This is a genomic window from Streptomyces sp. NBC_01450 (genome assembly GCF_036227505.1).
In the GTDB taxonomy this organism is placed as follows: domain Bacteria; phylum Actinomycetota; class Actinomycetes; order Streptomycetales; family Streptomycetaceae; genus Streptomyces.
The window spans coordinates 285,190-304,300 of record NZ_CP109480.1; the positions used below are offsets into that span (position 1 = coordinate 285,190).

General features: G+C 67.4%; 17 protein-coding genes and 2 pseudogenes. 11 read left to right on the forward strand and 8 right to left on the reverse strand.

From position 1 onward, the window contains the following. The first annotated feature begins 15 nt into the window (after positions 1 to 15). A complete protein-coding gene (locus OG568_RS01335) occupies positions 16 to 498 on the forward strand; it encodes a hypothetical protein (protein WP_329529898.1) in 483 nt (160 codons plus the stop codon). A 3-nt stretch (positions 499 to 501) separates the two neighbouring features. On the opposite strand, the gene lexA is transcribed toward OG568_RS01335, so the two are convergent. Beyond that, on the reverse strand, positions 502 to 1,173 hold the full coding sequence (gene lexA, locus OG568_RS01340; RefSeq protein ID WP_329529899.1) for a transcriptional repressor LexA: 672 nt from the start codon (positions 1,171 to 1,173) through the stop codon (positions 502 to 504). Positions 1,174 to 1,561: 388 nt separating this feature from the next. Continuing rightward, positions 1,562 to 2,056, reverse strand: a complete 495-nt coding sequence (locus OG568_RS01345) for a MarR family winged helix-turn-helix transcriptional regulator (protein WP_329529900.1) — start codon at positions 2,054 to 2,056, stop codon at positions 1,562 to 1,564. Positions 2,057 to 2,177: 121 nt separating this feature from the next. Between OG568_RS01345 and OG568_RS01350 the strand changes: the two genes are divergently transcribed. The 6 genes from OG568_RS01350 to OG568_RS01375 all read left to right on the forward strand — a co-directional run bounded on the left by OG568_RS01350 (position 2,178) and on the right by OG568_RS01375 (position 8,589). Next, complete coding sequence (locus tag OG568_RS01350; protein ID WP_329529901.1) at positions 2,178 to 3,635, forward strand: MFS transporter; 1,458 nt, start codon at positions 2,178 to 2,180, stop codon at positions 3,633 to 3,635. Between the two features lie 65 nt (positions 3,636 to 3,700). After that, positions 3,701 to 4,123 (forward strand): hypothetical protein, encoded by a 423-nt coding sequence (locus tag OG568_RS01355; protein ID WP_329529902.1) that lies wholly within the window; start codon positions 3,701 to 3,703, stop codon positions 4,121 to 4,123. Between the two features lie 175 nt (positions 4,124 to 4,298). Then, entirely contained in the window at positions 4,299 to 5,129 is an 831-nt protein-coding gene (locus OG568_RS01360; protein ID WP_329529903.1) for a M55 family metallopeptidase, read from the forward strand. Positions 5,130 to 5,856: 727 nt separating this feature from the next. Next, positions 5,857 to 7,188 carry a helix-turn-helix domain-containing protein gene (locus tag OG568_RS01365; RefSeq protein ID WP_329529904.1) on the forward strand — a complete coding sequence of 444 codons (1,332 nt, stop codon included), beginning with the start codon at positions 5,857 to 5,859 and terminating at the stop codon, positions 7,186 to 7,188. A 249-nt stretch (positions 7,189 to 7,437) separates the two neighbouring features. Further along, complete coding sequence (locus tag OG568_RS01370; protein WP_329529905.1) at positions 7,438 to 7,668, forward strand: hypothetical protein; 231 nt, start codon at positions 7,438 to 7,440, stop codon at positions 7,666 to 7,668. A gap of 534 nt (positions 7,669 to 8,202) precedes the next feature. Next, positions 8,203 to 8,589, forward strand: coding sequence for a nuclear transport factor 2 family protein (locus OG568_RS01375; RefSeq protein WP_329529906.1), 387 nt, complete (start codon positions 8,203 to 8,205; stop codon positions 8,587 to 8,589). Positions 8,590 to 8,760: 171 nt separating this feature from the next. Here OG568_RS01375 and OG568_RS01380 read toward each other — a convergent pair whose 3' ends face one another. The 3 genes from OG568_RS01380 to OG568_RS01390 all read right to left on the reverse strand — a co-directional run bounded on the left by OG568_RS01380 (position 8,761) and on the right by OG568_RS01390 (position 11,196). Continuing rightward, the gene (locus OG568_RS01380; RefSeq protein ID WP_329529907.1) at positions 8,761 to 9,639 is read right to left on the reverse strand and encodes an ABC transporter substrate-binding protein; all 879 of its coding nucleotides are present in this window, start codon (positions 9,637 to 9,639) and stop codon (positions 8,761 to 8,763) included. A gap of 106 nt (positions 9,640 to 9,745) precedes the next feature. Further along, positions 9,746 to 10,510, reverse strand: coding sequence for an SDR family NAD(P)-dependent oxidoreductase (locus tag OG568_RS01385; protein WP_329529908.1), 765 nt, complete (start codon positions 10,508 to 10,510; stop codon positions 9,746 to 9,748). Next, positions 10,507 to 11,196: a TetR/AcrR family transcriptional regulator gene (locus OG568_RS01390; RefSeq protein WP_329529909.1), complete on the reverse strand. Its 690-nt coding sequence runs from the start codon at positions 11,194 to 11,196 to the stop codon at positions 10,507 to 10,509. The genes OG568_RS01385 and OG568_RS01390 overlap by 4 nt, the downstream gene beginning before the upstream one ends. Before the next feature lie 533 nt (positions 11,197 to 11,729). Between OG568_RS01390 and OG568_RS01395 the strand changes: the two genes are divergently transcribed. Further along, positions 11,730 to 12,002 carry a hypothetical protein gene (locus OG568_RS01395; protein WP_329529910.1) on the forward strand — a complete coding sequence of 91 codons (273 nt, stop codon included), beginning with the start codon at positions 11,730 to 11,732 and terminating at the stop codon, positions 12,000 to 12,002. 301 nt (positions 12,003 to 12,303) lie between these two features. Here the strand turns inward: OG568_RS01395 and OG568_RS01400 are convergent. Beyond that, a pseudogene (locus tag OG568_RS01400) lies at positions 12,304 to 12,519 on the reverse strand (IS110 family transposase); the annotation flags it as partial. Between the two features lie 83 nt (positions 12,520 to 12,602). Between OG568_RS01400 and OG568_RS01405 the strand changes: the two are divergent. Further along, a protein-coding gene (locus OG568_RS01405) for an IS3 family transposase (protein ID WP_266421100.1) occupies positions 12,603 to 13,777 on the forward strand; the annotation gives its coding sequence in 2 pieces (ribosomal slippage) (positions 12,603 to 12,870 and positions 12,870 to 13,777; 1,176 coding nt in all). A 60-nt stretch (positions 13,778 to 13,837) separates the two neighbouring features. Here OG568_RS01405 and OG568_RS01410 read toward each other — a convergent pair. Beyond that, on the reverse strand, positions 13,838 to 15,475 hold the full coding sequence (locus OG568_RS01410; protein WP_329529911.1) for a transposase domain-containing protein: 1,638 nt from the start codon (positions 15,473 to 15,475) through the stop codon (positions 13,838 to 13,840). A gap of 205 nt (positions 15,476 to 15,680) precedes the next feature. On the opposite strand from OG568_RS01410, the gene OG568_RS01415 reads away from it, so the two are divergent. Both OG568_RS01415 and OG568_RS01420 read left to right on the forward strand, forming a co-directional pair. After that, positions 15,681 to 16,325, forward strand: a complete 645-nt coding sequence (locus OG568_RS01415; RefSeq protein ID WP_329529912.1) for a DUF998 domain-containing protein — start codon at positions 15,681 to 15,683, stop codon at positions 16,323 to 16,325. 262 nt (positions 16,326 to 16,587) lie between these two features. Then, positions 16,588 to 18,243 (forward strand): annotated as a pseudogene (locus OG568_RS01420) (IS1182 family transposase); the annotation flags it as partial. Between the two features lie 86 nt (positions 18,244 to 18,329). Here OG568_RS01420 and OG568_RS01425 read toward each other — a convergent pair. Next, positions 18,330 to 18,734: a cupin domain-containing protein gene (locus OG568_RS01425; protein WP_329529913.1), complete on the reverse strand. Its 405-nt coding sequence runs from the start codon at positions 18,732 to 18,734 to the stop codon at positions 18,330 to 18,332. Positions 18,735 to 19,111 lie beyond the last annotated feature (377 nt).

Genomic DNA, 19,111 nt, shown 5'->3' on the forward strand with positions numbered 1-19,111 from the left:
CTCACCGCCGACGGCGTGGCCTCCACTCTCGCCCGGGGCGCCACCTACAGCGGGACGCTTACCCGCACCGTCGCACAGGGCCCCCGGCCGATCTGGATACCCGCCGTGACGTCACCCATCCCCCACCCGCGTGTCCAGCGCGTCGCCGCGACGCTCACCGCCGTGCCCGCGCTGACCCGCGGCACTGCCGGCGCACTGACCGGCAGTACCGCGGAAGCGGACACCGCCACCGCCGGCACCGCACCCGCCATGGACGGCACGGGCGTTGCCGGGCTCGATCTGAGCGGTCTCTCCGGCACCCCCACGCAGATCGCCTCGGCGACCGTACTCGCCGCCGACAACACCCCCGGAAACCGGGCGGCTCGTGAGGTCAAGGGCCTCACGCCCCACGGATCCAGAGGTCCTCGTATCCGTCGCTCGCCATCGCCGCTCCCCCTTCGGCTGCTGCGAGCATGGTTGGCGGGTGTCGCGCTCATGTCGCACGCGGTTCCCGCCTGATTCTCAGAGCACGCGCAGGACGCCGACGACCTTGCCGAGGATCTGCGCCTGGTCGCCGGGGATCGGCTCGTAGGCCGGATTGCGGGGCATGAGCCACACCCGCCCGTCCTGCCGACGCAGCACCTTGACGGTGGCCTCGTCCTCCAGGAGCGCGGCGACGATGTCGCCGTGATCGGCGCTGTCCTGCCGCCTGACGGTCACAATGTCACCGTCGCAGATCGCGGCGTCGATCATGCTGTCGCCGGAGACTGTCAGGGCGAACAGGTCGCCGTCGCCCACGACCTGGCGGGGCAGGGAGTAGACGTCCTCGACCATCTCCTCCGCGAGCAACGGCGCGCCGGCGGCGATCCGCCCGACGAGCGGCACGTCGACCGGTGCCTCGCTGTTGCGGCCCAGGTCGGGTGCCCAGGAAGGCCGTACCCGGTAGGCGCGCGGACGGTGCGGGTCGCGGTAGAGGACGCCCTTGCGTTCCAGGGCCATCAGTTGGTAGGCGACCGAGGACGTGCTGGCGAGTTGCACGGCCTGGCCGATCTCCCGCATCGACGGCGGGTAGCCCTGGCGCTGAACCGTGTCGGTGATGAACCGGACAATGTCCCCTTGGCGTGTTGTCAGTTCCCCTTCGACGCTGCGGGGGCCCGTCGGCCGACCACGGCGTACAGGCATGTCGTTGTCCATCCCGGGCACCTCCGTACAAGATCTCGCAGGTCACGACCTTAACCCGTCATCTCCCCCAAATGGAACATCCTTTCGGCTCCACGGAGAGCGGAGAGCGGCGCGGGACCGCGTGATCTCGGAGTGGGCCAGCGGTTTCATGACCGTGTCAGCGGTCCGGGACGCCTCGCTGAACCCGCTCAAGCACGGCAACCCCATCCGCCTGGACCGCTACAGCTTCACCGCGACCCCTCCGCGCGAGGAGCCGCGGCCTCTGCGCGACCTGGCAACCGTCCACCTCGACGAGGAAGGCGACGCCGAGCGCGGGTCAACCGTGAGCGTTGCACCCCGGATACGGAGGCGGGGCAGGACGCGGGCCGGAAGGCTCTGCTCCTCGACTCCGGCGTCGGGGTCATGCCCGGGAGCCGGTGGCGCCGCGGGGGCCGGGGGCCTGCTTGCCGCCGGTGCGACCCGGACGCGGCGAGGGAAGCTCGCGCAGCCGGCGGATGTGCTGCTGCTGGATCTCCTCGGTGAAGGCCAGGAAATCGGCGACCAGTTCCAGCTGTTCGGCACTGTAACGGTCGTTGACCTGCTGACCGGCGTCCTCGAGGAACGGGGCCATCAGGCCGTAGGCGCGCTGCGCGGCGTCGGGGGTGATGCGGACGAGAGTCTTGCGGCGGTCGGTGGGGTGCGGAGTGCGGGTGAGGTAGCCGAGCTTCTCCAGGCGGTCGAGCATGGCGGTCACGCTGCCGGTGGTCAGGCCGAGCCGGGTGCTCAGCTCGCGGGGGGCGATCTCCTCGGTGGCCAGGAGGATCTCCAGGCAGCGCAGGTCGGTCTCGTTCACCCCCATCAGCCGTGCCAGCTCCCGGTCGAAGTCGTCGACGGCAGCCTGGTACGTCTGCACCACTTTACCCAGTTTTGACCCGACCGGCTCCTTTTGGCTTGACATTCGAGGTACCTCCGCCTCATGGTGCTACTAGCTTGACATCCAAGATATATGAAAGTCCAGTAATCGTAAGGGAGTGACCATGTCGTCCACCACGACCGACACGGGAGACATAGCCGCCACCGGCGGGGCAATGCCCTACCCCAAGCGATGGGCGGCCGCGTTCGTGATGATCCTCGCGGCGCTCCTTGACATGATCGACGGTTCGATCGTGAACACCGCGCTGCCTTCCATCGGCACGGGCCTCAAGGCCACCTCGGCCGACCTGCAGTGGACCGTGTCGGCCTACATGCTGGGCTTCGCCGCCACACTGATCATCGCCGGACACCTCGGCGACCGGTACGGCCACAAGAAGCTGTTCATGACCGGCGTCAGTGCGTTCGCGCTGGCCAGCCTGGCCAGCGCGTTGGCCACCTCGGCAGGCATGCTGGTCGCCTCGCGCAACATCCAAGGCGTGGCCGCGGCCATCGTGATGCCCCAGATCCTGGCCTCGTTCCGGACCATGTTCGACGGCGAGGAGCGCGGCAAGGCCTTCGCCCTGTACGGAGCGATCGCCGGGATCTCCACCGCGGTCGGCGTGCTGCTCGGTGGCGTACTGACTGACTGGGACCTGTTCGGCTGGGGCTGGCGCACCATCTTCGCCATCAACCTCCCCCTGGCCGTCCTCGTCCTGGTCCTGGGCCTCAAGTGGATCCCCGCCTCCAAGGACCGGGCCTTCACCGGCCGCATCGACCTCGTGGGCAACCTCGTCCTGGCCGCAGGTCTGGTCGCGATCGTGCTGCCGCTGGTGCAGGGCCGCTCCAACGGCTGGCCGCTGTGGGGCTGGATCTGCCTGGCCGCCGGCATCCTCGCGATCGCCGTACTGACCGTCTCGGAGCAGAAGCGAGGCATCGAACACCCGTTGCTGCCCACCAGCTTGTTCAGCAAGCCCGCCTTCAGCGCCGGTCTGCTCATTCAGCTCCTGTTCTACGGCGGCATGTCCGGCTTCATGCTGGTCTTCACCATCTGGCTGCAGACCGGCCAGGGCTACACCCCCACCCAGGCCGGTCTGCTGATGGTCGCCTTCAGTGCTGGCTCCATCCTCGCCGCCCCCGCCGTCGACCCCCTTGTCGCCAAGCTCGGCCGCATCGTGCTGATCCTCGGCGCCCTGGTCATGGCGGGCGGCCTGTTCTGGGTCCGCCGCGCAGCCCAGGACTCCGCCGCCTTCCACACCGGAGCCTGGCCGCTGGTCCCGGGCCTCTTCCTGGCCGGCGTCGGCCTGATCTTCCTGATCATCCCGCTGGTCAACACCATCCTCAGCACCGTGCCCGGCCGACTCGCCGGCGGCGCCTCCGGGATCCTTTCCACCGCCCAGCAGTTCGGCGGAGCCCTCGGTGTCGCCGTCATCGGCAACGTCTTCTTCTCCCACGCCGACAAGGGCCTGACCAGCGCCATCACCCACGCAGGGCCCTGGGCCATCGCCGCCTACGTCCTGTGCGCGGTGCTGTGCCTGGCCCTGCCCCGCAAGGCCGTCGGCAACCAGATCGAACCCGCCCTCTGACCCTCAGCCCCACCAGCTGCTGCCCCACGGCAGTTCACCCCCACGGAAACGAAAGAGAACCCTCCATGTCCGAGAACACCACTCCCGCCCTCACCGCCGACGACAAGCTCACCCTGCAGACCGCCGCCCACGGCGTCATCGGCCTGATGGCCGCCGCCGACCCCGGCCCCATCTCCTCCACCCGCTCCGGCATGGCCGGCGGCAAGGCCCTGTCGACCGCAATCGGAACCATCGGCCGCATCCTCGCGGACAAGCCCAAGGGCATGAAGCTCGGCGGCAGGTCCACCGCCGACCTCGCCGACCAGACCTTCACCGCCCTCACCGACTCCATCACCCTGCTCAAGATCAAGGCACCCGGTGAAGTCGACAACTTCCGCGAGACCATCACCATCGTCATGGACGCCGCCTCCCGCGCCCACCACGGCGAAGCCGGACCCACCGAGGCCGCCATGATGCGCAGGATCACCGCAGCCCTCGACGCCGCCTGACCCCCAACCACAACAAGAGCCTGGCCCAGACCGAAACGGTCCGGACCAGGCTCTTCACACCCCACGCCCCGCCCCCTGCTGGATCAGGCCGAAACCAGATGGTCCCGGCTGGTCAAGGAACCGAAGGACGAGTGGCCGACGTCTCCCAAGCGATCAACCTTGAGGAGACAGCGCAGTGCGGATCTACATCAGTGCGGACATGGAAGGCGTCACCGGGCTCGTCGACGCCGACGATGTCCAGCCCGGCGGCCGGGACTACGAGCGCGGACGACGGATGATGGCGGAGGATGTCAACGCCGCCATCCGCGGCGCCCTCTCAGCCGGCGCCACCGACATCACGGTCAACGACGCGCACGGCCCCATGCGCAACATCCTGCCCGAGCTCCTGCACCCGGCGGCCCGCCTCCTCCGCGGCAAACCCAAGCAGATGCTCATGCTGGAAGGTCTCGCCCCCGAGCACGACGCCGTGATCTGCGTCGGCTACCACTCCCGGGCCGGGGCACTCGGTGTGCTGAGCCACAGCTTCATGGGCCACGAGATCGAAGACATGTGGCTCGACAGCCGACCTGTGGGTGAGATCGGCTTGGCTCACGCCACCGCGGCCGCCATCGGCGTTCCGGTGACGGTCCTTACCGGTGACGACTGCGCCTGCACAGAGATGACGGATTGGGATGCCTCCGTCACCACGGTGCCCGTGAAGTATGCGCGGGACCGGTTCGCGGCTGATCTGCGTCCGACGGAAGAAGCACGCACGGCGATTGAGGAAGCAGTCGCCGCCGCTCTCTCCGCACCACGAACGGCAACTGCGGTGCCTTCGGCCCCGTCCACCCTCACCGTCCGCTGGCAGTCGGCCTCGGTGGCCTCGACGCTCCTGGGAATTCCAGGGGTCACCTCGGCAGACACCCGGACCGTCCAGGCGCAGGGCACTCTGCCCGATCTCTACCGGCTGTTCGGCGTGTGGATGCGGGTGGCAGCCTCCCTGACCAACCAGCAGCCGTACTGCTGACCATGAGGGCACCCGGCCGCGGCTGTGTCGTGAATACGGCGGGCGGTCCGCTGATGCCATCAGCGAGGGGAACGGCGGCGTTCTGCACCTCGCATGGCTCGAGGCAAGGACGCCATATACCGGTCAAGAAATGCAACTAACCCGATAGCACAGTGCGAATATACGAAAAGAGTCGGCCTGATTGCGATGGCCGACTCTTCCGTAGGCCGTCTCGCGCGCCAACACGTCCGGCCTAAAGTCCCTGTTCAGCTGCGGCTGGAGCCAAGCAGTCAGGGGAGCGCCGCGATGAGCGGCAGTGGTGCTGGATGATGTCAGGGGAGTTGGCTTGCCTGCAAGCAGGCAAGGGCCGAAATGAAATGAGACAGGGCCGCAGGGGCGGCTGCTGTGTACCGTTGCGCGACCTCGGTTTCCAATGTGGCTGGTCAAGGGTTGATGCAAACCGTCCCATGCCAAAAGACCCACGCCTTTTTGTGCGGGACGATCCTGCGATATCCGTCAAGCAGGTGCAGGCGGGGCGAACTCAAGTGGCAGGATGCTGTGCGCCCACGGTTGCGCCAACTGCCGCTGGGCGACAGTCGGTTGGAGCCATAACCATGGCCGCGCACGCAGCGCGGCCCCGATGCAGCCAGGAGCCCTCCATGCACAGTTGCCCTTCTTGTCATGCCGTCCTCCCGTGGCCCTGGGGCGACACCACGATCGCCCCGCAGCACTGAAGCGGGGTCGCACGATGGGGCGTCCAGAAAAGCCGATTCCTGACCTGCTGAGTCCCGTCGGCAAGCTCGCCATGGCCTTGCGCGAGGGGCGGGAATCTCTGGGCATCTCCTACGCCACGCTGGCAGAGCGGGCGCGCGATTGCAGTGCCGCCACGCTGCAGCGGGCCGCTTCAGGAACGGTCGTGCCCAAACTCGAGGTAGTACGCGCCTTCGCGCACGTGTGCAGTCTGGACGTCGACGAGATAGACCGCCTGTGGCTTGATGCGCGCCGTGGACACCAACGCGGTAGCAGCATCAGAGGGCAGGCGCCGCCGCCTCATCTCATCCGGGACTTGCCGGATCTCAGCGCCGCTCTGGAAGAACTGCGGCAGACAAGCGGAGCACCGTCGTACCGGGTGATGCACAACAGGGCACGGACTGCCGGAATGGAGCTTTCTCGCAGCACCGCGCACCGAATCTCTACGCGCCAGCAGGTGCCGGGATCCGCAGCCTGTCTGGAGGCGTTCCTGGTCGGCTGCGGACTGCCTCCACGTAGTCGTTCCGCGTGGTTCGAGGCTTGGTTGCGGGTACAGCAGCACGCCGACAACACGCGCCGGGGAAGCGGCATACGCGAGGTGGAGCTGCTGGAGGCGGTAGTAGCGGACGGCCCAGGCGGTCAGGTTACTCAGGAAATCGCCACGAGACTGCTGCGCAAGGCTGGATTTGACGCCTTGGAGCGTTATCGCAGCTTCGATGCCCCGTGGACGGTCGAATGCCTTCGATGCGCGGCCACGCTTCGGGTGAGACTGTCCGACGTCGTCCTGGGAGTGGCCACCTGCCTGGAGTGTCCCGATCTCAACGACCGAGTACGCAAGGCGTGGGCCGATCTCCTCGAAAACCGATCCGGCACCCTCAGCCGCGAGGAGGTACAGGCTCTGCGTGCCTCCACAGTGCTGCAAGCCAGGCAGCGACGGAACCAGTTGGACGTACCTGTGTTCGTGGCGGACAAGAAGACAGCGCTTGTCCTGCAGACCGGCACATGGCACGCGGCCCTGGAAACCGCGCTGAAGCACTACCTCCGGCGGCCGTTCCATCTGGACGTCCTGCTCGTCTACGACTACGACACGATGGAATCGCGCAGAAACGGACAGCGGCAGCGCAGGCTGGCCAAGGCAGCAGGTGTCGTCGAAGGTCCCGTGGAGACGCAGTTCCCACACGAAGGCCTCCGGCCTGACCATGCCGTGACTCATCACCCACCTCAGCCCGTGGCCACGGATCAACGGATGGCTCTGCCGTCCCAAGAGGCCGCTTCCTCTGCCGAGAGGAACCAGTCACCTCTGCCTGAGCCTTCCAACAGCGGTCCCTAGACGAAGGAGACTCACAGGAACGGACGACCGTACCGATTTCTGAACCGCCTCGCCCAGGCCCACTTCGGATCCGACACCTCACCCTCCCGGCCGGAAATTGCCACAGAAGAGCTTCTGCGCCGTGAGCCACCTGACCAGCCCCGGACGACGAAAGGAAGCAACGGCAGCCGCCAAGCATCACCGTGCTTCCCCAAGCCGCGTCACAGGGCGGTCGCTCTGCCCCGATCAGCAAGAGCAAGGAGCAACCACGTGACGTCTATCGACCGTATCCCACACGAGAACGACGAGAACAACAACGCACGTCCCCGCCCTGGAGGTCGCGCCCTACGCTGGGCCCAGCTGATCCTGTGCGCCGGCGGGGTCAGCGCCGCGATCGCCATGTGGGCACTCGGAGGTTCACCACTCGTCGCCGGTGCGGTGGCTACCGCCGTAGGGCTCGGGAACGCCGGATGGCACATCACCGTCAACGTACGGCGCTGAAATATCTGGGCCGCCGTGTTTCCCTCGGCCACGTTCGCGGCCCAGGGAAACACGGCGATGCACTGGGAGTGCGCTGCATCGCCGTGACGATGCGGCGCATGGCACCGTGTCAGGCTGGTGTCTGCTCCGGCGAGTTCTTGAGCCTGGCCGTACCACCGCTGCTGGGCAGCGTCGATATCGACGACGCTGTGGGTCCGCAATGCGAGGTGTTCGCGCAGGGCTTCGTCGTCATGATGGTGTGTTGGGTACGGCAATCACTCCCCCGTCCTGGGTGGCGCCCTGCGCGTGGCCGGGATGCCACTGGGGGACAACTTCGTCCTGCTGGGCGCATTGCGGCACCCTCGGCGCTGAAGCAGTCATGGCCGTCAACGGCGGCCGGCCACTCCCGTAGAGAGGGTGTGGCCCCAGCCCGGAGATCACTGATCACCCTGGCGTGAGTGCCCGCTGTGGCTGGCCGAGGCCATGGTCCGGGGAGACAATGAGGAGTGACCTCGATGGATCTCGTCCGATACTTCTGTGATCGGAGGGAACGCGATGAGAGATCAGGAGGCTCGAGCGGCGCTGGACCGGCACTGGGCAGCGTCTGCTGCCGGGGACCAAGACGCCGAGCACGCGATCTATCACGACGACGTCATCACTGACTATCCCCAGTCGGGTGAGCGCATCCACGGCCGCCGCAATCTACAGGCGCTGCGCTCACATCACCCGGCCAAGCTCACTTTCACCATCCGCCGGATTCTCGGCAGTGGGGATCTTTGGATCACCGAATATGTGATCGACTATGATGGGAAACCCGCATCCACTATTAGCATTATGGAATTCCACGACGGCAAGGTCGTCCACGAGACTCAGTACTTCGCGGATCCGTTTGCTCCGCCCTCCTGGCGCGCCGAATGGGTGGAGTCGATGCCCCAGCTCTGACACATGCATGCAATCCACCCGCACGTCGGATCAGAACGGGGCGGAGCATGGACTCGCGGCGCGTCGTGGGCCCGCTTGGGAAGGTCTCCGGGCAGGTGGTGCCGTACATACGCATACAGGGCGCAGTACTGGTACTTCCTGCGCTGCAGCAGCGCCGGCGTCGCCGGGCTCCTAGGGTGTGGTGGTTGTGGTGCGGTAGAAATCGGCTGCGGTGAAGGTGGCGGGGACGCCGAGTTCGGCGGCGACCGCGGTGATGGCGGTGTCGCCGACGGCGAGGTCGGCTTGGCCGTCAGTGGTGAAGTGCGGTGCGATGAACACCTCGTAGTGGGCCCGGATTTCGTCCGCGGTGTGTCCGCCGAGGAATGTCTGCATGTGCCGCACTGTGGTGTCGGGGTCGTTGTGGATGACCTGTAGGGCGCGCCGGTGGGCGCGGAGGACGGCTTGGACCGCGGGGTCGTTGGGGTCGGTGTAGGTGGGGTCGACGGCCAGGCCCACGGTGGGGATCTGGAAGTGGTCGCCGACCCAGCCGAGTACGTGCCAGCCGTGTTCGGCTGCTACTGCCTCTGGTGCCATGGTGCTGCCGACCAGGGCGGCGTCGATGCTGCCGTCGTGCAGTCGGCGCAGGTCCATGTCGTAGTCGCCGGGCATGCGGACGATGGTGTCGATGTCGCGGTCCGGGTCGAGGCCTGCCTTGCGCAGCACGATCCGGGTGAAGCATCCGGGTGCGGTGTGGGGGGCGTGTACCGCCAGCCGTCGGCCGGCCAGGTCGGCCAGGGAGGTCAGGCCGGGGCGGGCGAGGAACCAGAACAGCGGGCGGTGGGTGTTGACGTTGAGTGCGACCCAGGGGGTGGCGTCGGTCAGTCGGGACAGCAGGGCCCGGCCGAGTCCGATGGTGGCGCCGCGGCGCAGCCGCTCCTCGTCCCAGGTGCAGCCGTCGCGCAGTGCGACGTGGACGCCTTCCTGGGCGTAGTAGTCCTCCTGGTCGGCGATGTAGGCGGCCAGTTCCTCGTGCAGGCCCCGTCCGACGTAGGCGAGATCGATCGTGTACATGAACGTTCCCTTGATCGTGTCGCTGCAGTGCGCCCGCGCGTGCCACGGGTCCGGCCGCCGACGGAACCGGGGGCGGTATGGCCTCTGCGCGGTGGACAGTGGGGTGTCAGTACATGGACATTCCGCCGTTGACCGCGGCCGTGGTACCGGTCATGAAGGCGTTGTCCTCGCCCGCGTAGAAGGCGACCGCTTGGGCGACGTCGGCGGGGTGCGCCAGGCGGCCCAGGGGGGTGGCGGCCACCTGCCGCCGCTTGTGTGCATCGTCGAACACATCCGTCATGCGGGCCATCCGGGTGTCCTCCACCGGGCCGGCCGCGACGATGTTGACCGTGATGCCCTGCGGGCCCAGTTCCTGGGCGAGATACCGGCCGAACTGCTCCAGCGCCGCCTTGGACGTGCCCAGCGCGATCATGTTCTCCCGCGGCCGACGGCTGAGGCCGGTACTGATGAAGATGATGCGTCCCCAGCCCTGTTCGGTCATGGCGGGCAGGACCGCTTTCGTGACGGCGAACGCCGCATGCATCTCGGCGTCGAGCTTGCCGCCCAGCTCCTCCCACGTCATGTCCTGGAACGACTTGACCGCATACGGGATCAACGCGTTGTGCACCAGCACGCCAACGCCGCCCCAGGCCGCCCGCACCTGCCCGACCATGTTCTCGACCGCGGCCACCTCGCGCACATCGGCCTGTACGGCCATGGCCTCGCCGCCCTCGGCCTCGATACCGGCGACGACCTCCTCGGCCGCCTTGCTACTGCTGAGGTAGTTGACCACCACGCGCATTCCCCGCGCGGCCAGCAGGCGCGCGGTGGCCGCACCGATTCCACTGCTGGCCCCTGTCACCAATGCCACCCTGCCGGCTGTCCCGGTCATGAGCCCACCTCCTGCTCGTCATTGCGGGCCGCCGGCATGACCACCCGGGGTTGTCCATCGCCGATGCCGGTGCGTGCCGGGCGGATCGCCCCGTAGAGCACGGTGTCGACGGTCGCCCGCAACAGATCCGCCGCGGTCGAGTCGAGTTCGTGCGGCAACTGCGAGGTGAGCAGCCGCTCCAACGCGCCGCGGGTGATCTCACTCAGCAGCTCGGGCGGCGCTGACAGCAGTCCCTGCCGGTGTCCGTCCCGGAACAGTTCGTCGAGCCGCCGGTAGACCACCGCGTCCACACGCTGCTCCACGTAATCGCGCAGCATCACATCGCCCCGCCCCGACGCGAGCTGGGCCGCGCCGATCCGCCCTAGCTCACTGCCCGCCGCGATCAGAAACCGCTGGACCCGCACACCGAACGGCTGGCCTTCCGCGTCCTCGGCCGCCGCCACCAGTGTGCGCTCCACCGCAGCGAACGTCCGATCCAGCACCGCGGCCAGCAGACTGCGCTTGTCGGGGAAATGACGGTAGATCGTCTTCTTGCTCATCCCGAGTTCACGAGCGAGATCGTCCATACTCACCCGCGCGAAACCCGACGCGAAGAACAGCCGACCGGCCGCCTCCACGATCATGTCGGCACGCCGCCCGTCACGCTCGGAAACTTGAGAAACTGATTTGGTTTCCATGGTTCCCATAATGGCTCCCCACCCCTCAAAACATTCTTACCGGACATATTGGGCCACGTGACCGAATGCCGCGATCTTGGCCGACACGCAGGAAGAGGACGTGCGCGGCGTGGGCACGCGGTTTCTCCACACGCGGGCCGGAGCAGATCACGCGGATGTGCCGACGATAGCGACCGACGCCATCCGCGTGTCCTGCGCCTTACGGCCGAGTCGGCTCACAGGAGAGCGCACACCTCAACTCCCGCTCATCTCGGTGCCGATCCGCAGCCTTTCCCCTGGCGGCACCGCAGCCGCCAGATGTTGAACAGCACCAGCGCCTACGAACTCGTGAACGCGACCGGGCCCTCTTGTCGCCGCACCAACACCGTCTACCGCAGGCCAAGAAGGACGGGAGACAGCACTACCCAATGAACGCGCCACAGCCCTCCCACCACCCTGCCAAGCCACTTGGGTGAAGCCCTCGTTGGTCAAGTTCTCGGCACACAGTTACGTGAACTCCACCTCCGGCTGCGGCTCGTACGCCTCCGGCTGATACCGAGCCCGTGCGTGAAGTACTCACCGAGCCGCTTGACGTGCTCGGTCACGCCGACGTCTACGACGTCCGGCGACGTGGACCCTTCGATGCCGACGTGGAGGACCTCGCCGCCGCGGTACGCCTCGTAGGGCACACGGGCGTCGGCCCCACTGAGGACGTCGAGCCGGCGTGGCTGGTGGTCGGGATCCTCGGGGCGGGGTCCGGCGGGTTCTGGATGCCGCCCGCCAATTCGGGCCTGCCGCACTATCCGGACGGACCACCGATCTGTGGATCCATCTGATGACACTGGTCCTGGGGAGCGGTCATCAGGGCCGCGATCTTCCACCTGTTCATGTGGCGGTTCCACGAGTGGCCGCCTCTGACGAACAACCCGACGGGCGCCGGCGACCGGGTGGGGGTGAGTGAGGTCCGCATCGCCGCCGCCGACGTACGCCGATGCCCTCATCACCAGGGGTGTCGCCGCCCTGCCGCTGTCCGCCCTGGCCCAATTGGATGGTTTGCCCTTAATACTGCTCACTTTTCCATGATCTGTGGCAAGCGGATTCCCGGACCGAGCGGAGGACTGATTCGTCCATGCACATCTTGGCTGCGACGTCGCCAGCCCCCCGGCCCTTGCGCCGCTCCAGCCAGGTCGCCAGCCCGCTTCACGCCGGTCCGGTGCGAGACGGCCGGGGTCTGATACTCGGTCAGCATGACGACCAGGCCTTTGACCACGGAGTAGCCGACGGCGCGCTCCAGGGCGGGGCAGATGGCCACCAGCACGTCACACAGCGGTTGATCAGCCTCACCCGGTCCTCGCGGACCGCCTCACGGGCGTTACCCCTTGACCGTGGACACCCTGATCATTGGATCGTGAAGATCCGAAGGACAGGAGTTCCCGTTGGGGACGTCGAAGTACTCGCCTGAGTTCCGGGCCGATGCCGTCGCGTTGTACCGCTCCAGCCCGGGCCGGACGTACGCGTCGGTGGCCAAGGATCTTGGGGTGAACCACGAGACGCTCCGCACCTGGGTGCGGGATGCCGAGCAGGCCGCCGTGCCCGGCGCGGTGGAGGCCAGCGAGTTGGAGAAGGAGAACAAGCGGCTGCGGGCCCAGGTGAAGGAGCTCGAGCTGGAACGCGAGATCCTGCGGAGGGCCGCGAAGTATTTTGCGGGCGAGACCAGCTGGTGAGCCGTTTCCAGTTCGTTGCCGACCACCATGACGCCTTCGGCGTGAAGCGGCTGTGCCGGATCCTGGGGCTCTCCCGTTCCGGGTTTTACCGGCACCTGGCCGGCTTGGATGCGCGGGCCGGGCGGGCGCGTGCGGACGCCGAACTTGCCGGGCGGATCACGTCGATCCACACCGAGTCCGACGGCACCTACGGGGCTCCGCGCGTCACCGCCGAGCTCCAGGGCGCCGGGCTGCGGATCAATCACAAGCGGGTGGAACGCGTCATGCGGAAGTTCGGCATCGTCGGGCTGCACCTGCGCAAGAAGGTCCGCACCACGGTCCCCGCAGCCGACGCCATCCCGGTGCCGGACCTGATCCAGCGGGACTTCACCGCCTCTGGGCCGAACAAGAAGTACGTCGGCGACATAACCTACCTCCCGGTCGGCGACGGCCAATTTCTTTATCTGGCAACGGTGTTGGACCTGCACTCCAAGCGTCTGGTGGGCTGGTCGATCGCCGACCACATGCGGACCGAACTGGTCACCGACGCCCTCAAGGCCGCCGCCGGCGCGCGGGGAGGGAACCTGCGCGGAGCGATCTTCCACAGCGACAACGGAGCCCAGTACGCCTCCAAGGAGTTCGCCCAGGTCTGCAAGGACCTCGGCGTGATCCGATCACGCGGGGCCGTCGGCACCAGCGCGGACAACGCCGCCGCGGAGTCGTTCAACGCCAGCATGAAAAGGGAGACTCTCAAGGGCGCGAAACGCTGGCCCGGAGCTCGCGCCGCCCGCCTTGCGGTCTTCCGCTGGGTCACCCGCTACAACACCTGGCGACGGCACTCAGCCCTCGGTCAGCAGAGCCCGATCAACTACGAACAGCGATCAACTACGCTGACCACCGCCGCATAACAACCGGTGTCCACGATCAAGGGTGAAGGCCCAAGGCCGGGTAGTTAGGGTTTTCGCAGGTCACGCAAGGGGAGTTGGTGACCATGCTGTGGCGGCGTAGAGGCCGGGGCCGAGCTTGTGGATGAGTCCGCTGGTGGCCCAGCGGTTCAGTTGTCTGTACATGGTTTCCAGGGTGACGTCGCCGAAGTGAGCCGCGATGTCGCGGGGTTGCCAGAGGCGGGTGGGGTCTTCCTCAAGCAGGGTCAGGATTCGGTGTCGGCGTCGCTTGCCGGGGGCGGTGTGCCGATCATCCCGGGAGGCGGTCGGCAGTGCGGGCAGCGGATCGGAGGGTTCGAGGATGGTGACGTCGAGGTCGGTGACGGTGCGGCTGGCATCGGGCCGGCCGTCGTTGTCGCATCGCCCGTTGTAGCGGGAGGTCGGTGCTTTGACCTTGCGGGTACTCACCCGCTGCCGCCGGGGTGGGAGCAGGCCTGACAGGATCCGGCGTCCGATGAGACCGACCGGTTCGACGGTCGTGGTGACGACGTCGGCGGCCTGGATGACCTGATCACGGGCGGCTTGGAGGGCGATAGTGAAGCCGCAGCGGTCGGGGTCTGTGCCGGGGACGGACTCGGCGGCGTCGACCATAACGGTCCGCAGTGCCTGGTAGAGCGTGAGGAGCGACCACATCTCCTGCTCGATGCCGATGGGGTCACCCGAGCGCAAAAGGCGGCCGTTCATGATCGTGTGGCGGAGCGCGTAATACGCCGATTCGTGCTCCCACCGCTGATGGTAGAGATCCACCAACACGGCCGCCGGGAAGCGGCGGGCGTCCGTCAGGGTGGTGGCCAACCGGTAGGAGCCGGTGAAGACAGTGCCGTCGGTGCAGGTCACGGTGATCTGCGCATCGATGACCCGCACCCGCACGGTGCCGATGACTGACAGATAGGAGCCGTCGACGAGACGGGTGAGAGCCGGTGTGCGCCGGTTGCTGCGGAGCCGTCCGAGGAACTGGGCGCCGGTGGTGGTGACGGCGGAGAGGAAGGCGTTGCCGTCGAACCCCTTGTCCCAGAGCACCAGCATGTCCGGCCTCAGAAGGTGCAGCAGGCGGCCGGCGTAGCTCGTCTCGCCCTCGGCCGTCGGGCCGAACACCGCACCGATCAGGGCCCGGGTGCCGGTCTCGACCAGCGTCATCAACTCCAGCGTCGGATAGCCGTGATGAGACGTTCTCCCCAGCCAGGCCCGGTTCCGATCGGAGTCGAAGACCCTCTGCGAACTGCAGCCGTCGAATGACACCGTCCGGTAGGGCCCGAACCGCACTCCCGGCGTCGTCGGCCTTGCCAACGGCCCGGCCAGTACGTCGAACAACGCCCGAACCGGCGCGCTGCCGAGTCGCCGGCGCAGGTCACGTAACGCCTTCGCGGTCGGGCAGACCACAGGAATCCCGGACAGGCCGGCCGTCAGCTTGTCCCAGACGAGCCGGTAGCCGACCTCGGGGAACAAGCACATCACGAGCAGAAAGTAGACCCCCACCCGCGAGGGCAGATCACGCAGCCGCCGCTGCACCGTCCTCGTCTCCGACAGGACCGCGTCGACGAGCTCGAACGGCACGATCGCCGTCAGTTCCCCCAGATGACCGGGCGCGAACCGGCCCGCAGCCACCGTGACCGTTCGGGTGATAGTCGCCAACGGCGGCGGCAGGACACAATGATCGAGCAACGGAGCTCCTTCGGGACAAGCTGTCTTGGACGACTGCCTGTACCAACGAGCCCCGTTGCTCTACGTCGGAAACTCGCCAACTCCCCTTGCGTGACCTGCGAAAACCCTAACTACCCGGCCTTGGGTGAAGGCCCCACCTTCTTAAGGACCCGATCAAGCCTTGGCACGGCCATGCGTAGGGCGTGCCCTACCCCGTTCCGGGGGCTTGTCGGAGTGCCGGAGGTCGGCGCCGCGTGATCCGCTGTGCGCACGGGAAGCACGTGGGGGTTGGGCGCGGAACAACATCAGTGACTTAGGCAACGCTCACTGCGCCATGCAGTTGGAACCCGAACCACGGTTTGTCTGTTCGCCCGAACACAACCTGATGAACGCCTCGTTCGTCGCTCTGGGGATATTGCTGGTCATCGGTACTGCTCTGACCGGTGTTCTCTGGCGCAGGGGCTCGGCCGCGACCGTGGCCCGGTTCCTGTTGGCAGGTGCTGGCGCGGGATTCGTATTGGCCGGGATGGCGCCCTCGGATGTCCACGAGAACCAGCATGTCCTGGGTGCCCTGCTCATCATGGGAACGGGCAGCATCGGTCTTCTGCTGGCGGGAGTCGGCCTGGTGGACGAGGTTCCGCGTTCGCTGCGCTGGGCGACCCGCCTGCTGGGGCTCACGGCGATCACGGCCTTCGGACTCTTTCTCTCACATCACTATCTAGGGCTCGGCATGGGAGGAATAGAGCGGGTCGCGGCGTTTCCCATCCTGGCGTGGACGCTGGCTGTAGGCATCCTTGGCCTGTTCCGCCGCACACCCCGTGCACAGGACGCGATGCCAGGACTGCGAACCGCGCAGACGACCCACAGATGACGGGGCTTCATGGGTTCGGCACGCCCCTCCGCGGGTGGCGTCCCGCCAAGTGGTGAAGGTGGGAAGCGCGTCGGCTCCGGCCCCGCACCAAGCCGTCCAGTCGGGTGGCCGGCGGAGCTGACCTCCGGCTCGTCAGCCACACGACGGAGCCCGGGACCCAGATCAGGGATGCTGTTGGTTAATTCGGGCCTGTGCGTGACGTCGGCCTTCAAGACCCGGTTGTGGTCTTGAAGGCCGACGTTGTCGTATGGGGTGGGTGCGGATGTCGATGCAGCCGAAGGGGTCTGGGGAGATCCCGGCGGAGACGGTGCGGGTGGCGCGGGCCGCGTTCCCAAAAGGGAGCCTGGCGATCCGGGTGCGGGACGAACTGGGGTCGTTGTTCAGCGACGAGCAGTTCGCCGGCCTGTTTCCTGCGCGGGGGAAACCGGCTTGGTCACCGGGGCGACTGGCGATGGTGCTGGTGTTGCAGTTCGTGGAGGCGCTGACCGACCGGCAGGCCGCGGAGGCGGTGAGGGCTCGTATCGACTGGAAGTACGCGCTCGGGCTGGAGTTGGCCGATGCCGGATTCGACTACTCGGTGCTCTCGGAGTTCCGGGACCGGCTCGTCGGAGCCGACGGCGGCCGGGAGATCCTGGACACGGTCCTGGCGGCCGCCCGGCGACAGGGACTGATCACCGCCCGGGGCCGGGCACGGACCGACTCCACCCACGTGCTGTCCGCGGTGCGCGAGCTGAACCAGCTGGAACTGGTCGCGGAAACCCTGCGCTCCGCGCTGAATGCCGTAGCTCTGGCCGAGCCGGGCCGGCTGAGCGCGTGCGCCCGGCCGGAATGGTTCAAGCACTACGCCACCCGGGCCGAGGACTCCCGTTTCCCCAAGGACCGGTCTCGCCGGGACCAGACGTATCGGCGGGTCGGCGACGACGGCATGCACCTGCTGCGGAACGTCTGGGCCCAGGACGCGCCACCGGGCCTGCGGGAACTGCCGGAAGTCGAGGTGCTGCGGCAGGTGTGGGTGCAGTACTTCCACCTGGTTGACGGGGAGGTGGCCCGCCGGGACCCAAAAGACCGGCCACCGGGCCTGATGCGCCTGGTGACCCCCTATGACCTGGAAGTTCGCACCGGCGGAAAGCGCGACATCAACTGGGACGGTTACAAGGTCCACCTCACCGAGACGTGTGAGGACGACACCCCGCATCTGGTCACGGGCGTGGTGACCACCCTGGGCAGTGTCTCTGACGACCGGATGGCCGCCCCGGTCCACGCAGAACTCGCCCGGCGGGATCTGCTGCCGGGCGAGCACTGGGTGGATACCGGCTATGCCAACGGTGGCGCCTTGGTGACGGCCGGCCGTGACCATCGGGTCGACCTGCACGGACCGCTGAAAGCGGTGACCGTGCCGCACGCCCGCGGCGATGCCGCCTTCGGCCAGGACGCGTTCACCATCGACTGGGACAACCAGCACGTGACCTGCCCGAACGGCGTTGTCAGTACGCAATGGGCCCAGCGCAACTCCGAGGAGGGACTGCCGACCATCCGGGTCCGGTTCTCTCCGGCCGACTGCGGCACCTGTCCCCAGCTGCGGGAATGCGTCAACTCCGCCAAGCCTCGGCGGCGGGAGATCAACCTCCGACCCCGCGACGAATATGAAGCACTCCAGCAGGCGCGAAAGCTCCAGGCGACCGACGGGTGGAAGGACCGCTATAAGATCCGTGCCGGCGTTGAAGGCACCATCTCCCAAGCAGTGAACGCCTGCGGCCTGCGCAGAACCCGCTACCGCGGCCTGGCGAAGACCAGTCTCCAGCACCAGCTCACCGGCGCCGCCGTCAACCTCATCCGCATCAATGCCTGGCTCACCGGCACACCAAGAGCCCGCACCCGCACCAGCCCCCCTGACAGCACTCCGCCCCGCCGCATAACGACGGGGCGAAGCAACCAGGCCCGAATTAACCAACAGCATCCCAGATCAGGGCCCCGGGCTCCGTCTCTCCATATCGAGCACGCGGGTCAGCCTGCGGAGGGCCGCGGGGCGCGCAGGTGGGCCCGATCCTTCAGTTCTTCCTCGTCGACCAGCGTGAGCATCGGCTGGCCTGGCGCGCACATCATGAACACGATGTACTTGGCCGGCGCGTCCGACAGGGCATTGCCGTTCTGGTAGTGGATCACGTCACCGCCCGGCTCCCAGAATGTGTCACCGGCCTTGATCACGCGCTCCGGCTCACCCTCGAGCTCCCATCGGACCTCGCCCTCGATCACGTAGCCGAAGCACGGCCCCGAGTGGCGGTGCGGAGGAGTCCCGGGGTGACTGGGAGGCCACTCGACGAGGACGGTCATCCCCGAAGCACCCTCGGGAATGAACGGCGGCTTGACGTCCGCCAGCATCTTGGGTCCGACCCCGTCCGCTGAGTCCATCTCGTGCACTCTGCCACACCTCCACGGGCCTGCCCGGAACGGACGATCTGGCGTCGGTCACCGCCTCCTGGGCGGGTCTATGAACCTCTCGTTCGGCGGTGACCGTGCTCGTCAATTCCGGGCTCACAAAACTTGCTTCGCGGTGAAGACAAAGCGGGCCCACATCAGTGACACGCCGTACGCCTTCTGCCTCGCACAGACAGTCCCCAGCCCACCGTGCCTCCTGTCGGCGGCGTCCGCAATCCGGGAAGCCGCGGCATCCGACCTCGGCGCACGACGCCGGCCAGACCGCGAGGCACGCAGCAGTATCCCTACATATCCAGCCGCCCCTCCAGCCTTTCCGACTCGACAAGATCCGTCCCAGGTTCTGGAGTCGT